At 60.7% G+C, this 15,030-nt stretch carries 11 protein-coding genes; 9 read left to right on the forward strand and 2 right to left on the reverse strand.

Translation table 11 applies throughout. The features are described 5' to 3' along the window. Positions 1-49 precede the first annotated feature (49 nt). Positions 50-1,906: a C69 family dipeptidase gene (locus Q4F91_RS02840; protein WP_303334327.1), complete on the reverse strand. Its 1,857-nt coding sequence runs from the start codon at positions 1,904-1,906 to the stop codon at positions 50-52. Positions 1,907-2,123: 217 nt separating this feature from the next. Here Q4F91_RS02840 and Q4F91_RS02845 point away from each other — a divergent pair, with 217 nt between their 5' ends. The 7 genes from Q4F91_RS02845 (at position 2,124) to Q4F91_RS02875 (ending at position 9,903) form a co-directional block, all read left to right on the forward strand. Beyond that, positions 2,124-2,417 (forward strand): helix-turn-helix domain-containing protein, encoded by a 294-nt coding sequence (locus tag Q4F91_RS02845; protein WP_303334329.1) that lies wholly within the window; start codon positions 2,124-2,126, stop codon positions 2,415-2,417. 15 nt (positions 2,418-2,432) lie between these two features. Next, a complete protein-coding gene (locus Q4F91_RS02850) occupies positions 2,433-3,401 on the forward strand; it encodes an ABC-three component system protein (protein WP_303334331.1) in 969 nt (322 codons plus the stop codon). Beyond that, entirely contained in the window at positions 3,385-3,624 is a 240-nt protein-coding gene (locus Q4F91_RS02855) for an ABC-three component system middle component 8 (RefSeq protein ID WP_303334332.1), read from the forward strand. The genes Q4F91_RS02850 and Q4F91_RS02855 overlap by 17 nt, the downstream gene beginning before the upstream one ends. Further along, the gene (locus Q4F91_RS02860; RefSeq protein WP_303334333.1) at positions 3,621-5,411 is read left to right on the forward strand and encodes a DUF2326 domain-containing protein; all 1,791 of its coding nucleotides are present in this window, start codon (positions 3,621-3,623) and stop codon (positions 5,409-5,411) included. The genes Q4F91_RS02855 and Q4F91_RS02860 overlap by 4 nt, the downstream gene beginning before the upstream one ends. 19 nt (positions 5,412-5,430) lie before the next feature. Then, complete coding sequence (locus Q4F91_RS02865) at positions 5,431-6,612, forward strand: M20 family metallopeptidase (protein ID WP_303334335.1); 1,182 nt, start codon at positions 5,431-5,433, stop codon at positions 6,610-6,612. Between the two features lie 133 nt (positions 6,613-6,745). Next, entirely contained in the window at positions 6,746-8,689 is a 1,944-nt protein-coding gene (locus Q4F91_RS02870) for a hypothetical protein (protein ID WP_303334337.1), read from the forward strand. A gap of 71 nt (positions 8,690-8,760) precedes the next feature. Further along, positions 8,761-9,903, forward strand: coding sequence for a hypothetical protein (locus Q4F91_RS02875; RefSeq protein ID WP_303334339.1), 1,143 nt, complete (start codon positions 8,761-8,763; stop codon positions 9,901-9,903). An 82-nt stretch (positions 9,904-9,985) separates the two neighbouring features. Here the strand turns inward: Q4F91_RS02875 and Q4F91_RS02880 are convergent, their stop codons facing one another. Then, positions 9,986-10,813, reverse strand: coding sequence for a tRNA threonylcarbamoyladenosine dehydratase (locus tag Q4F91_RS02880; protein WP_303334341.1), 828 nt, complete (start codon positions 10,811-10,813; stop codon positions 9,986-9,988). Between the two features lie 368 nt (positions 10,814-11,181). Between Q4F91_RS02880 and Q4F91_RS02885 the strand changes: the two genes are divergently transcribed. Then, entirely contained in the window at positions 11,182-12,741 is a 1,560-nt protein-coding gene (locus Q4F91_RS02885; RefSeq protein WP_303334342.1) for an ABC transporter substrate-binding protein, read from the forward strand. A 122-nt stretch (positions 12,742-12,863) separates the two neighbouring features. Then, positions 12,864-15,026: an ABC transporter ATP-binding protein gene (locus tag Q4F91_RS02890; RefSeq protein WP_303334345.1), complete on the forward strand. Its 2,163-nt coding sequence runs from the start codon at positions 12,864-12,866 to the stop codon at positions 15,024-15,026. Positions 15,027-15,030 lie beyond the last annotated feature (4 nt).

The raw sequence follows: 15,030 nt of genomic DNA on the forward strand, positions 1-15,030 counted from the left end.
TGAGAAAGCCGCGGTTTTGCGCCGCGGCTTTCATCTTCCTGCGGAGGACTCAGACCTCCCGGGCACCTTCCCCGAATTCCCCGGTCTCGCCGGCCTGCCCGTCCGTCGTGCCCGCCTCACCGGCCTTCTCCATCGCGAGCGGCGCAGCCACTTCCTCGAACACCCTCACGGCGTCCACGCCGCCGAAGGGCTCGCCGTCGGCGAGTCCGAAGAGCCAGAGATCCGTCCTCACGCCGGGAATGCACTGCCGCAGGATCGCGGCCTTGGGGAACGTGAAGAGCGCCTCGAGCCTGCCGTCGCCGTCGATGTCCTCGAGGCTCATCGCGGTCACGCGCGCACGCGCGGCGTGCCACTCCATGTCGAGCGTGGGAAAGACCGTCCCGAGGCTCACCGACCCAGGGTCGATCTTCGCGGGATCCATCCCGGTGCGGGGAAAGAGCGCCACGGTCACCGTGTCGTCCTCGGCGCAGACCGTGGAGAGGTCGCCCGAGAGAATCGCGATCCTCGCGGGCGACATCGCCTCGAAGGCCGCGCTCATCGCACCGACGGCCGCGGCCCAGGCGCGCTCGTTGAAGTCGTGGAGCACCTCGGCCGCCTTCTCGCGCGAGACGCGGGAGAGGAGCATCCGGGCGGTCTTCTGCACCTCAGCCGTCTCGCCCATGCCGCAGGACTCCATGTACGCGGAGTAGATTCTCGGGTCGCCCTCGAGCCAGTCGGCGAGCGTCTGCGCCATCAGGAACTTCCAGAGCGGACGGTCCGGGCGGAAGTCGAAGACCTCCGCGGGAGCATGGAAGTGCTGTTCCTCGGCCTGCGCCGCCGGCATCACGGCCTCGGACTCGGCCGGCCCGCCGAGCGGGAAGAACGGCACGAAGGGCAGCGCCGAGGGACGCCCCGGCACGCGCCAGCCGGTGATCAAAAGCGGCTCCTCGTCCATCTCGAAGACTGTGGCGTCATAGGTGCCGACGTTCGAGATGTCGCGCATCGTGCGGTGCGAGGGGCCGAAGCCGGGACGGTCCTCGGTGTCGCTTCTCGCCGAGAGGACGTGCATCACGTCGCGGACGGAGAGCTTCAGCTGCGGCTTCGCGGCATAGGGCACCCGCTCGGGGTCCGTGATCCGCATGCCCGTGAGATAGGCCCAGGCCGTGCGGGCACGGTCAAAGTTCCAGAGCGCGAAGCGCCGCTCCGAGGGCTGGTAGGCCCGGCGGAAGGAGAAGTCGGAGTAGTCGCGGCCGGTCTCGGGGATGTAGCGGCCGGTCTCGGTCGCATGGCGGATGAGGTCGGGCGAAAGCAGGATGTCGCCCGGCGGCACGTCGTTCACGCGGTCGAGCGCGAAGGCGTTCGCCGTGAAGACCACCTCGTCGTCGCGCACGCGCCGCGCGGCCCAGCGGTGGCCGCGCAGCAGAAACATCTGCCAGGCCTCGTTCGCGTCCGCGAAGGTGTAGGTGCGCCCCTCGCCCACGTAGCCGTAGCGCTCCTGCAGTCTGATCGTGATCTGCACGGCCTCGCAGGCGGTGCGGGCGCGCATGGCCACTATGCGGCGCACGGCGTACCCCACGCCGCCGTCGTTGACGGACTCGTCCTTCTCCCAGGTGCGCGAGCAGGAGTTGGAGACGATGATGACGCCGGCTTCGTTCACGAAGGTGTCGGAGTAGGCCGCCCCCTCGGGCGTGATCGTCTCGCTCCAGCAGTATCCGAGCGACCGGGCTGGGAGCGGAATCTCCGCCGTCCCGGGCTCGAAGGCAATGCGTTCGCCCTCGGCATGCTCACGCGCGGGCACGAAGAGGCGGTTCGTGATGACACGTCCGCCGTTGTCCTCGTTGTGCCCGATCAGAATGCGTCCCGTGATCGACGCCGCCCGGCCGACGATCACGGTCGAGCAGCCGCCCTCATGAGGTCTTTGATGCATGCCTGTCCTTCGCCCCGTGCGTCGTCGGAGCCGTGATATTTCTATGTAACGTTGAAGTGTAGCCCGTCGGAGTATCAGCGACACGAGAACAGACAATGTCATCTTCATCCCTAAGATACGACATCCTCTGATGTAGCAATTCTATACCCGAACGGGTATACTATTAGCTGTTGTACCTTCTCCAAGTAACCTGGGCTTTCCAAGCATTCTGAGCGATATGAATAAAGATATTGCATTTCCGGAGACAAGTCATCCTGTCGATTATTCGGCGAAAAAGGCCCTGGCCTCACATTTCAACCAACTGGTGGAAGATCGCGGATTGAATCAGAAACAAATTTCCGCGATAACCGGAATGACTCAGCCTAAAGTATCCCAGATCAAGAATTACAACCTGAAGAATATTTCACTCGAACGTCTCATCAATGCGTTAGTCGCCCTGGATCAAAGAGTTGACATCATCATAACTCATAGCAAAAACAACGACTCCGCCTGTATCAACGTCAGGTATTGATAAAGGACTTTCCCGATGCAATTCTCGTACGAGTACCTTTCCCCGGCCGCTTTCGAAGAACTGATTATTTTAATTTGTCAGAAACTTTTCGGACTTGGAACACAGCCGTTTTCAGAAGGCAGGGACGGCGGTCGTGACGGAAAATTTGTCGGTACGGCAGAAGCATTTCCAAGCAAAGCAAGTCCATGGACAGGCACCACTATCATCCAGGTGAAGCACGCCAGTGGCTATAATCGCCATTTTCTCGAAAATAGCTTTTTCAGCGAATCAAGCAAATCCTGCGTCATCAATCAGGAAATACCCCGCATCAGAGCATTGCGCAACAGCGGCGAACTGGACAACTACATTCTTTTCTCAAACAGAAGAAAAACAGCCGGTGCTGAGGCCAAAATTCATAAATATATATCCGAAAAATGCAACATACCCTATGAATCCGTGCACATCTGCGGAACCAATGACATTGATTTACTCTTAAAACAATTTCCCGATATAAAGGAAAAATTCCTCGCAAGCCCTATCACTTTTGAAGTCACATTACGTCCAAATGAACTCTCTGAAGTGATCGAAGCTTTTGCGGATAAAAAAGATTCAATCAACAAAGCTGTAACCAATGAGATCGCCCGGGATTTCGAAAGAACTAACATAGCGGACAAAAACAAGTACAACAATCTGACAAACAACTATTCACAACACCTTTTGGATACATGCCTCAAGGAAAGCCGTTTAATTTACGATTTTATTTCAGACCCAAACAATGAAGATATCCGTGATAAATATGAGACCGCAATCGCAGATATAGAATCCAAAATCATAGCGAACAAAAGCAGATTCCCCAGCTTTGACGACTTGTTCAACCATATTTTAGATGTCCTGATCAGCAGTGATCCAATACTAAGCGACCACTATAACACAACAAGAGCTATATTATGTTATATGTACTGGAACTGCGACATAGGGAGAATTTCTGATGCTCCGTCCGACTAAACACTCGCACCCTGATAAAACAGTCATTTACGCCTCCTATCTTATTCTGAATCGCCTGATCAAAAATCAGACCGACAGTTTTGATAATTTAAATAATTACGTAAAACAAACCATCGACGGCGGCGAAGCATTATTCATTCCATCCATTTCATTCCTATATCTTCTTGGAGTGGTTGAATACCGTCAAAAAACAGATTCCTTTGAATACAAGAAAAAAATATGAAACTCTCCAGAATTTACTCCAATCTTCCTGAAAAGTTCCCGCCCGTATCTTTCAATCCGGGACTGAATGTTGTTCTGGCCGAAATCAAACTTCCCGAGAACAGGGACAAGGACACTCACAACCTGGGCAAGACTACATTTGGCAGACTCATCGACTTCACCCTTCTTTCGAAAAAAGATCCTGATTTATTTTTGTTTAAGAATATTGATACCTTCAAGGACTATATATTCTATCTGGAAATTCAGACCGGGAACAATTCATTTCTCACCATCAGAAGAAGCGTTTCCTCTCCAAACAGCATAAACATCCATCTGCATGATTCAGGCAATCTCGATTTATCCAGTCTGCCAGATGAAGAATGGTCTCACAATGCTCTGTCATTCACGAAATCCGTTGAACTGCTGGACGGAATTCTTGACTTCACCGCTTTGAAGGACTGGACGTATCGCCGGGCTCTTGGGTATCTACTGCGTACTCAGGAGGACTATCGGGACGTTTTCCATCTTCATAAAATCGTCAGAAACTCCGACTGGGTTCCTTTTGTCGCACGCATATTAGGATTCAATGACGTTCAGATTACGGATTTATACGAAAAGGAAAAGAAGCTTGAAGAGCTCAGGGCCAGAGACAAGCAACTTACCGAGGAAATCAAGGATTCCAAGGATGCCCTGGAAAAATCCGAAGGTCTTCTGCTCCTGAAGAGAGCGGATCTTGCCAAAAAAGAAGCCATTCTTGAGTCCTTCAATTTCAATGACCCGGACAAAGAACGGACCATTGATTTAGTTGAAAATATTGATTCTGATATTGCGATTCTGAATTCAGAACGCTATCTTCTCAATAAAAACAAGAAGAAAATCGTTTCCTCATTGGAAAACGAAATCATTCACTTCAATCCTGAGAAAGTCAGTCAGTTATTCAATGAAGCCAATATTCTCTTTCCTGATCAGATAACAAAGGACTACAGTCAGCTCATCCAATTCCTCAAAACGATCGGAAAGGAACGCAAAGATTATCTCACCAAAGAACTGGAAGAGATAAAAACCCGACTGAAGCAAGTTGAAATCTCTTCTGCTGATCTACAGCTCAAGAGATCAAATGCACTTTCCTTCCTGAGCAGCACGGATATTTTCTACAAATACAAGGATCTGTCAAAAGAATTATCCAATCTGAGAAATGACATCACACATCTTGAATACGAAGTTGAGCAACTCCATAAACTTCGCTCGCTTAGATCCGAAATTCGAACAATAAACGAAGAAATCAGTCGTCTTCACACTGCGATTGAAGAGGACAAGGATTTGCAGTGCAGTTCATCCGACAGTCTGTTCACTAAAATCAGAATTTATTTCAGTGAGATCATTGAATTTGTCATTGATCGTCAGGCTCTTCTCAATGTAATCATCAACGCCAACGGTCAGCTTGCGTTCAAGGCGGATATTCTCGATGACAACGGCAATTCCACAAGCGCCGACCTCGGTCATACTTACAGGAAACTGCTGTGCATTGCCTTCGACCTTGCCGTTCTTCGCGCTCACCTCGGTGAGAAATACCCTCATTTTGTTTTCCATGATGGATTGCTGGAATCGCTTGATGACAGAAAAAAGGAGAATCTTCTGACTCTCATTCGGCAATATTCCGCCCTGGGCATACAGTCCATCATCACTGCGATTGACTCTGACCTGCCGATTCGATCGGCTTCAGAAGACATTTTCACCAGTGAGGAAATCATACGAAAACTTGATGACACCGGAGATTCTGGGCGTCTGTTTAATATTCCCGCATTTTAAAAACTAAAGGCATCAATCAATGACTTCAACACTTGAAGAACTCCTCGGCGCCGAGGACGCCGCCCGCCTCGTCGCCTTCCGCCGCGACCTGCACCGCCATCCCGAGATCGGCATGGACACCGTGCGCACGGCGCAGAAGATTGAGGAATTCCTTGCCACCTTCCCCGTCGACCGCGTCGAGCGCGTGGAGAAGAACGGCGTCGTCGCCGTCATCAACGGCCGCGCCGCGGGCCCGATGATTGGGCTCCGCGGTGACATCGACGCGCTCCCCGTGAAGGAGGAGACGGGCGTCGAGTGGACGAGCTGCGAGGAGAAGCGCGCGCACCTCTGCGGTCACGACGGCCACGCCGCCGGCATCATGGCCACGGCGCTTTATCTCTCGAAGCACCGCGACTTCGCGGGCTCGGTCGCCCTCATCTTCCAGCCGGGCGAGGAGGGCTTCGCGGGCGCGGACCTGATGATCAAGGACGGGCTCTTTGAGAAGTTCCCCTGCCGCGAGGTGTTCGCGATCCACGGCGACCCGCAGAACCCGCTCGGCGACATCGCGATCCGCGACGGCGCGATGACCGCCTCGGTGGACATCGCCTACATGACTGTCGAGGGCCGCGGCGGCCACGGCGCGCGCCCGCACGAGACGATCGACCCGGTGCCGGCCGCGGCGCAGCTGATCCTCGCGCTGCAGACCATCGTTTCGCGCACGATCAACCCGGCCGAGTCCGCTGTGGTGAGCTGCTGCTTCGTGCACGCGGGCGACCCGGTCGCGACCACCGTGATCCCGCAGCGCGTCGAGCTCTCCGCCACGATCCGCACGCTCAATCCCGCCGTGCGCGACCAGATCGAGAAGCGCTTCGAAGAGATCTGCGCGGGCGTCGCCGCGCAGTTCGGCGGCCAGATCCGTCTCGACTACCAGCGCCGCTATCCGCCCCAGATCAACGACGCCGAGCTCACGCGCGCCACGATTCCCGCGCTTGAGGCCGCCTTCGGCGCGGAGCACGTCCGCACGAAGCAGCTCCCGATGATGGGCGGCGAGGACTTCGCCTTCATGTCGGAGAAAGTGCCGGGCGTCTACATGCGCCTCGGCCTCAGGGACGAAAACCACACCGCAGGCCTCCACAACCCGGGCTTCGACTACAACGACCTCGCGCTCGGCAGCGCCGTCACCGCGTTCGCCTCGATCGTCCGCGCGCGTCTGCCGCTCTGATCTGAGGCATTCACCTCGGTGATATCCCTTTGAAAAGACGGCGCATCGGATGCTGAAAAGTCCGATGCGCCGTCTCCTTGATCCGCGTTCCCCGGCCTCCCCGGGCGGGCTCTCACAACTCCAAGGCTCTCTGATGTACCTCAAGCAGCACACCAAGGTCCCTGACGCCCCCGGCAGGATCACCTTCAAGAAGAAGGGCGGCAGCACATACGTGCTCTACGAGACCGGCCGCGTCTACAACGCGGAGCGTCAGTTCAACGTTCCGAAGCGCGCGATCATCGGGAAGCTCGTCGACCCGTCGGACCGGACGCTGATGCTGCCCAACGAGAACTACCTGAAGCTTTTTCCCGAAGCTCTTCAGGACCCTCCCGAGCAGCCTCCCTCCTGGAGGAGCAAGCAGCACACCAAGGTCCCGGACGTCCACGGCAGGATCACCTTCAAGAAGAAGGGCGGCAGCACATACGTGCTCTTCGAGACCGGCCGCGTCTACAACGCGGAGCGTCAGTACAACGTGCCGCAGCGCACGATCATCGGAAAGCTCGTCGACCCGTCGGACCGGACGCTGATGCTGCCCAACGAGAACTACCTGAAGCTTTTTCCCGAAGCCCCTCAGGACCCTCCCGAGGAGCCTCCCTCCTGGAGGAGCAGCACGGTGCACGTCGGTGCGTTCATCGCCCTCTCGGCCGTCATCCGGGAGTGCCGGCTCCGCGGGCTGCTCGAGGCCTCGTTCGGTGCCGACGCCGCCGGGGTCATCCTCGACCTCGCGGTCTGCAGGATCGTCACGGAGGAGAACGCTGCCGCAGTCTGGCCGGACTACGCATGGTGCCATCCGCTCTTCACCGGGAACATGCGCATGCTGAACGAGGATGCCCTCCCGGAATTCCTTTCCAGGCTCTTAGACGTCACAATCGCGGGGTTCCTCGATGACTGCAGCCGCGCCCGGGATCATCGCGAGCGCATCTGGATCTCCTGCGACCTGACGAACGGGCTCGCGATGGCGGGCGAACTTGAGCTCGCCGAGTCAGTAAGCGTGTTGAACCGTCAGAACGTGCTGAGTCTCAGCCCTGCCCTGGCCAGTGACAGCGCCGGTCAGCCGCTTTTCTACAAAATCCTCCCCAGGACGGTTCCCGGTCTGGGGCGGCTCAGGTATCTCATCGATCGAATCGAGGAACACGGCTGCCATTCCGCAGGCGTGGTGCTCTACCGCGGCTCCGTGAGCCGCGACACCATCGAGTATCTGGATCAAAAGGACATTCCGTTCCTGCTGATGATGCAGGGCCACCGGGAGTCGGTGTCGTCGCTCATCGAAGCGAACCGCGGAACCTTTGAGACGAAGAGGGCAACCCGGATCGGCACCGCCGGCGTCCACGGCGTCACCGTCAGGGGGAAGCTCTTTCCCGGCGAATCCGAGGAGCGCTCCTTCCATCTCTTCTTCGACCCGTCGCAGACGGCGGCGGAGCGCGCCGAGTTCAACCGTCTGCTTGACCGGATGGCGGAGCTGCTGAGGAGACACGAGGGAATCGACTTGATGTTCGCCGAGCCCTGGACGCGCTGGTTCACCTGCCGCTATGCGGAAGAGAACGGCAGAAAACGCTTCCTCTCCGCCGAGGAGAAACAGGACGCCATTCAGCGCGAGCTTGAGCTCTGCGGGTACTCGTGCATCGTGAGTTCCGAGGCGATGACGGCCGCAGAGGCCTGGAGCCTCTGCCGCGGCCATGACGCTTTCCGGGGGTTCCTCCGTGACGTCAGCTGGGACTCACTGGACTCACTCCCGGGGTATTCCGCCGTGCTGCCCGAGACCTTGATCTTCATCGACTTCATCGCGCTCATCCTGCAGAGCCGCTTCCGAAGCCTCCTCGAAAAGCAGGTGCAGGATCCGAAGGCGCGCCGCCGCGCGCTGACCGTCCCCGAGGCCGTCCGGGAGCTCGAGCGAATTGAGATGACACGGCAGGACGAAAACCGCTGGCTCCCCGGCGGTGCCATGACGAAGACCCAGCAGGAGATCCTCCGGGCGCTCGGCCTGAGTCCCGAGGATGCATTCTCAGAAATGCAGAGGCTGGCCGCGGCGCTTCTCTGAAGTGAAGAATAATAAGTAACCGCGCAAAAATAAAATTTAAATTTTCGAGCCCGCCATTGTATACTTCAGCCATGGCTGACGACACCTTTCTTCGCAATCCCGAGGTCTCTCACTACATAGAGACTCTCCTTCCCCTGCTCAATGAGCAGCAACGCCGATGTTTTGTCGGCGGTCTGGTGGCGCTCGCCGGCCACGGCGGCCTGAAGCTCATCAGCGAGATCTCCGGCCTTTCCCAGCCCACACTGATCAAGGGGCGGAAAGAGTACGAAACACTGAAAAACGACCCGGAGGCACGTGCAGCGCTTTCCGACGGCAGCCGGATCCGCAGGGAGGGCGGCGGCCGGAAGTCCGTCACGGAGCTTCATCCCGAAATCGAGACTGAACTCGCGAAGCTGCTTGACGGTCACGAGAGCGGCAGCCCCGGGAACCCGCTCACCTGGACGACGAAGAGCACCTACACGCTCGCGAAGCTCCTGGCGAAAAAGGGGATGAAGGTCAGCCCGAAAACCGTGGCGAGGCTGCTCAAGGCTGCCGGCTTCAGCCTGCGGCAGAACAGCAGGTACGTCGAGAAGACCGCCGCCTCGCCGAATCGTGACGAGCAGTTCCGCTTCATCAATGAACTCTGCAAGGCCTTCCTGCGTGAAGGCTGGCCTGTTGTTTCAGTCAACGCCGGAAGGAAGGAACTCGCCGGCGGCTGCAAAGACGGCTGTCATGACCTTGAAGGCCCCGGCGGTGCCGACATTGAAGCCGCTGACGGCCTGGAGAATGCCGGCATCGGCGCAGACACCGCCGAGTTCGCTGCGGCAGGCATCAGACGCTGGTGGGAAACCTCGGGGCGGGAACGCTGCCCCAATGCCCGCAGGCTGATGATCACTGCGGACTGCGCAGGCAGCGACGACGAAACCCGGCACTGGAAAACCTGTCTGCAGCGTCTTGCTGACGAGACCGGTCTTGAGATCCACGTTTCGCATTTCCCGCCGGGCACATCGAAGTGGAACCGGATCGAGCCTCTGATCTCAGCTCAGATCACCCGCTGCCGGCGTGGTCAGCCGCCCGAGTCGCTTGAGATCAGCGTATCGCTGATCGCCAGCAGTGATCACGGGAAAGGCACCGTGGTCACCGGTGAAGAACTGACGGCAGAGAGTCCCGGGCAGGACTCCCGGCGGGGCGACAACTGGAACTATGTCATCCGCCCGATTCAGGCTTGTCCGTAATTGAAATCGGTTTTCTGCGCAGATCCTTGTTCACGCTCCCCGGTGAACCCTCATGAGGAGAGTTTCCTCCGGAGCTCCGGGATCACTTCCCCGCCGCCTTCGCCGCCTTCACGGCTTTCTCCACCACCGCATTGATCGCGAGCGCCGCCACCGCCATGCCGATCGAGGCCGTGACAACCACCCCCGACCCGTACCCCGCGCAGGCGAGCGCCGCACCGGGTGCGACCGCGCAGGCCGCGTCCCCCATGGGCTTCTTCACAGGCTCTGCCGAGTAGACGCAGGGCACGCGGAAGGCGGGAGCGAGGGGCTTCCCCGGCTTTCCCGCGTCGGCCGGGGCCTTCGGGAACCCGTACTCCTTCCTCAGGCGATAGCGCACCGACGAGAGAAGCGGGTCGCCCGAGATGCGCCCTAGGTCACCGGTCTCGATCGCGAGGGGATTGACGCGCCCGCCAGCCGCGCCCGAGGTCACGACGAACTGCCCTCTCTTCCTGCAGAGCGCGATGAGCGCCGCCTTGGCGCGCACCTGGTCGATGCAGTCGAGCACCACGCCGTCCGGGGCGACAAGCTCGGCCACGTTCTCCTCGTCGACGAAGTCCTCGATGCACTCGACCTCTGCCCGCGGGTTGATGAGCGCAATTCTTTCCTTGAGCGCCTCCACCTTCGCCATGCCGTACGCGTCCCCGAGCGCCTGGATCTGCCGGTTCGTGTTGCTCTCGGCGATGTTGTCGAGGTCGATGAGCGTCAGATGCCTTGCTCCCGTGCGGGCGAGCGCCTCCACGGCCCAGGAGCCCACGCCCCCGACGCCGGTGACGACGAAGTGCGCCCCGGCGATCGCCCGCGCGCCCTCGGGGCTGTAGAGGCGGTCAACGCCGCCGAAGCGCCTTTCATAGTCGATCTGGTGCCCGGTCATTGGGGGAATGTCTCCGAAGGGATGGGGAAAAAACTTGATTGGGATAACGGGAGGGCCCGGCATGAAGTTTGCTGCCATCGCTCATGCCGCAACAGTCTTCATCTCACTGCGAACGCCTCGCAATTCCCCCTCAAAAGCCGCAATTCGCCTCTCAAACACCCGCATTCATGGGTACTTTCCGCATCACGCGCGTGTTCAATACGACTTTCGACTTAGGCAGAATTCACTGAATCGTCACAGAATTGAAACTGAGCCGCCATCGGGGGACGGAAGAATACGCCCCCGGTCGCCTATCGTGCCTGACCAGGCGCCTGAAAACGTGCCTGTAACGCCGCCCGTCATCCTCAACTTGTGTGGACTCATCAATCATGACTGATTTTTTCTCTCCGCGCCGCAAAACGATCGCCTGCGCCGTCTTCGCCGCCCTCACTCTCGCCGGCCAGGCCTGGGCGAGCGCCGAGCACATGATCGTCGCGATGCCGCAGCTGCCTCAGATCATTGAGCCGCAGGGCAAGAACCACAACCCGCTCGAGCGCGTCGCCTACTCGATCTACGAGACGCTCATCCGCGCCGACCAGAAGACGGGCGAGCTCTATCCGGGGCTCGCGGAGAGCTGGACGCGCATCTCGCCCGAGACGGTGGAGTTCAAGCTCCGCCACGGCGTCAAGTTCCAGGACGGCACCGACTTCACGGCCGATGACGTCGTCTTCTCCTTCGGCCCGGAGCGCTTCCTCGCCGACGATGCGCCGGGCCGCCCCGCAGCGCAGGAGTTCCTCGGCGGTCTCAAGGAAGTCACCAAGGTTGACGACTACACGGTCCGCGTCACGATGAAGGCGCCGGATCCGTTGATCGAGCGCCGCTTCGCCGCCCGCATGTCCGAGATCATCTCCGAGGACGGCTGGAAGGCCGCCGGCGGCTGGGACGAGTGGATCAAGAAGCCGATCGGCACGGGTCCCTACAAGATTGTCTCCTTCAAGGTCGGCAACCGCCTCGAGCTCGAGCGCTTCGACGGCTACTGGGGCGACAAGGCCCCCGCCGCGAAGCTCACCTTCGTCGAGGTTCCGGAGCTCTCCTCGCGCGTCGCGGGTCTGCGCTCGGGTGAGTTCGACCTCATCACCGAGGTTCCGCCCGATCAGGTGAAGCCCCTCTCGCGCGACGGCAAGATCGACGTCGTCGGCGGCCCGATCGACAACATCTACTCGATGGTCTTCGACACGAAGTCCTCGAAGCTCATGGCGAACAAGCAGCTCCGCCAGGCCATCCTCCACGCGATCAACCGCGACCTCCTCGCCGACTCGCTCTTCGGCGGCAAGACCAAGGCCGCCAACAGCGTGCAGTCGCCGACCTTCGGCGAGCTCTTCATCAAGGAGCTCGACCAGAAGCTCTACGACCCGAAGAAGGCCCGCGAGCTCGTGAAGGCCTCGGGCTACAAGGGCGAGCCGCTCGTCTGGCGCATCCAGGCTGGCTACTACACCCAGGAGCTCACGGTCACGCAGGCTATCGCCGCCATGCTGAAGGCCGTCGGCATCAACACGAAGATCGAGGTGAAGGAGAACTGGTCGCAGATCGAGGCCGCCGGCCCCGAGCGCATGATCAACAACGCGTCGCTCTCGGCCTACTTCCCCGACCCCGCCTCCCAGCTCTGGCGCCGCATGAAGCCCAACGCCTTCTGGGACAAGAACGGCTACTTCGAGCACACGCCTGAGTACCAGAAGTTCGGCGAGCTCGGCGTGATCCTCGAGACGACGATCGACCCCGCGAAGCGCAAGGAAGCCTGGAAGGGCATGCTCGAGGTCTTCGCGCAGGACCCGCTCGCCTGCCCGATCTACTCGCTCCCGATGATCTACGCCAAGCAGAAGAACGTGATCTGGGAACCGGGCACGCAGGGCCTGCTTGATCTCTCGGCCCGCAACCTGAAGTTCAAGTAATCTCCCCTGACGCTCCCCGCCCGAGGGCTTCCAGAAGCCCGCGGGGAGACAATCCCAAGGGGCGGCGCAAGCCGCCCCTTGAGCCGTATCTAGAGAAACCTCAGAAAAGAACAAGATTTCGCATGCCGGACAGCCGCCAGACCCCGCAGCGCCCCCACGAGCCCCCGGCGGGCCCGCGGGAGCCGCTCCTCTCCATCCGTGACCTCCGCGTCGCCTTCGGCGGCCTCGAGGTGCTCCACGGCGTCGACCTCGAGCTCGCCCGCGGCGAGACGCTTGCCCTGATCGGCGAGTCCGGCTCAGGCAAGTCCGTCCTCGCCCGTTCGATCCTCGGTCTCGCGGGTCACCGCTCGGAGACCTCCGGCAGCATCCGCTTTGAAGGCCGCGAACTCGTGGGCGCCCCCGAGAAGACGCTCGCCGCGATCCGCGGCGCCGACATCAGCATGATCGTGCAGGACGCGATGGCCGCCTTGAACCCCATGCGCTCGATCGGCGAGCAGCTGATGGAGACCATCGTCTGGCGCCATCCCGACTACCGGGACCACGCGAGCGAGGCGGTCCTCGTCTCCAAGCGCGCTGAGCTCATGGAGCTCGCGATCTCGTTCCTGCGCCAGGTCGGCATCACCGCCCCCGAGAAGCGCGTCAGCTCCTATCCGCACCAGCTCTCGGGCGGCATGCGCCAGCGCATCCTCATCGCGCTCGCGCTCGTGGGGTCGCCGAAGCTCCTTCTCGCCGACGAACCCACCACGGCGCTCGACGTCGTCGTGCAGCGCGAGATCCTCTCCGAGCTCCGTGACCTCGTGCGCGCCCGCGGCATGTCGATGCTCCTCGTGACGCACGACCTGCACCTCGCGCGCGACGTCGCCGACCGCGTCTCCGTGATGTACGCGGGGTCGCTGATGGAGGACGGCCCCACCGAGAAGGTGATCCCCAACCCGGCGCATCCCTACACCGAGGGGTTGCTCAACGCCATGCCCGACATGGAGAGCCCCCGCGGCTCCTTGAAGCCCATCGAGGGCGAGGTGCCGGCGCCTGGCAACCTCGGCGCCGGCTGCCCCTTCGCGAGCCGCTGCGTGCTCGCGGAGGACCGCTGCCGCTCCGCGATGCCCCCGATGACGCCGATTGCCGAGGGCTGGAGCACGCGCTGCGAGCTCGCCCACACGCGCGGCGCAGATCTGGAAAAACTTGAGGAGCTCGCCGCCGCCGCGCCCGAGGGGAACGGCTCCGCGCCAGCCGAGGCCGAGATCGAGCGCCGCGGCTTCGGCGAGGCTCAGACCGGAGATTTCCCGGTCCTCGTCGACGCCCGCATCAAGAAGCACTGCTACTACGCCCGCCGCGGCTTCTTCGGCCGCCGCACGCCGTGGAACGTGCTCGAGGACATTGACCTGCGCATCGAGCGCGGCGAGGTGCTCGGGCTCGTGGGCGAATCGGGCTGCGGCAAGTCGACGCTCGCCCGTCTGATGCTCGGTCTGATGCGTCCGACCGAAGGGTCCGTGCGCCTGCGTGAGGAGGAGTACCCCGAGCCCCGCACCGCGCCCTGGCGCGCCCAGCGCGCGAGCGTGCAGATGATCTACCAGGATCCGTTCAGCTGCTTTGACGAGCGCATGAGCGTGATCAACCAGGTGGCCGAGCCCCTCGAGGTTCATCTGGGCTTGAGTCACGAGGCCGCGAAGAAGAAGGCCCTCGAGGTGCTCACGGCTGTGGGACTGCCCGCGCACCACGCGGGGAAGCTCCCCGGCGTGATGTCGGGCGGGCAGCTGCAGCGCGCGGCCATCGCCCGCGCGGTGGCGCTTAAACCCGCGCTCCTCGTCTGTGACGAGCCCGTGGCGTCGCTCGACGTCTCGATCCAGGCGCAGGTGCTCGCGCTACTCAATCGCCTCAAGGCGGCGACGCACATGTCGATGCTCTTCGTCTCGCATAATCTCAACGTCGTGCGGTACCTCTGCGACCGCGCCGCGGTGATGTACCTCGGGCGCATCGTCGAGACGGGCCCCGTCGAGGAGGTCTTCCACAGGCCGCTCCATCCGTACACGAGGCTGCTGCTCGCCAGCACCCCGGGCGCCAAGGACACCGTGATCCGCTTCTACCCGAAGGGCGTGATGCCGAGCCCGATGGACCGCCCCGAGGGCTGCGTCTTCGCCAACCGCTGCCCCGTCGCCACTGACCGGTGCACGAAGGACGTGCCCGTGCTCGAGGACCGCGGCGGCGACCACGCCTGCGCGTGCTTCGTGAAGCACTCGTTCCTCACCGACAGCGCCGCGCCGCTCCCGCAGGAAGAGGAGGCCTGAGACA

This window comes from Sutterella sp., from assembly GCF_030539355.1.
In the GTDB taxonomy this organism is placed as follows: Bacteria; Pseudomonadota; Gammaproteobacteria; order Burkholderiales; family Burkholderiaceae_F; genus Sutterella.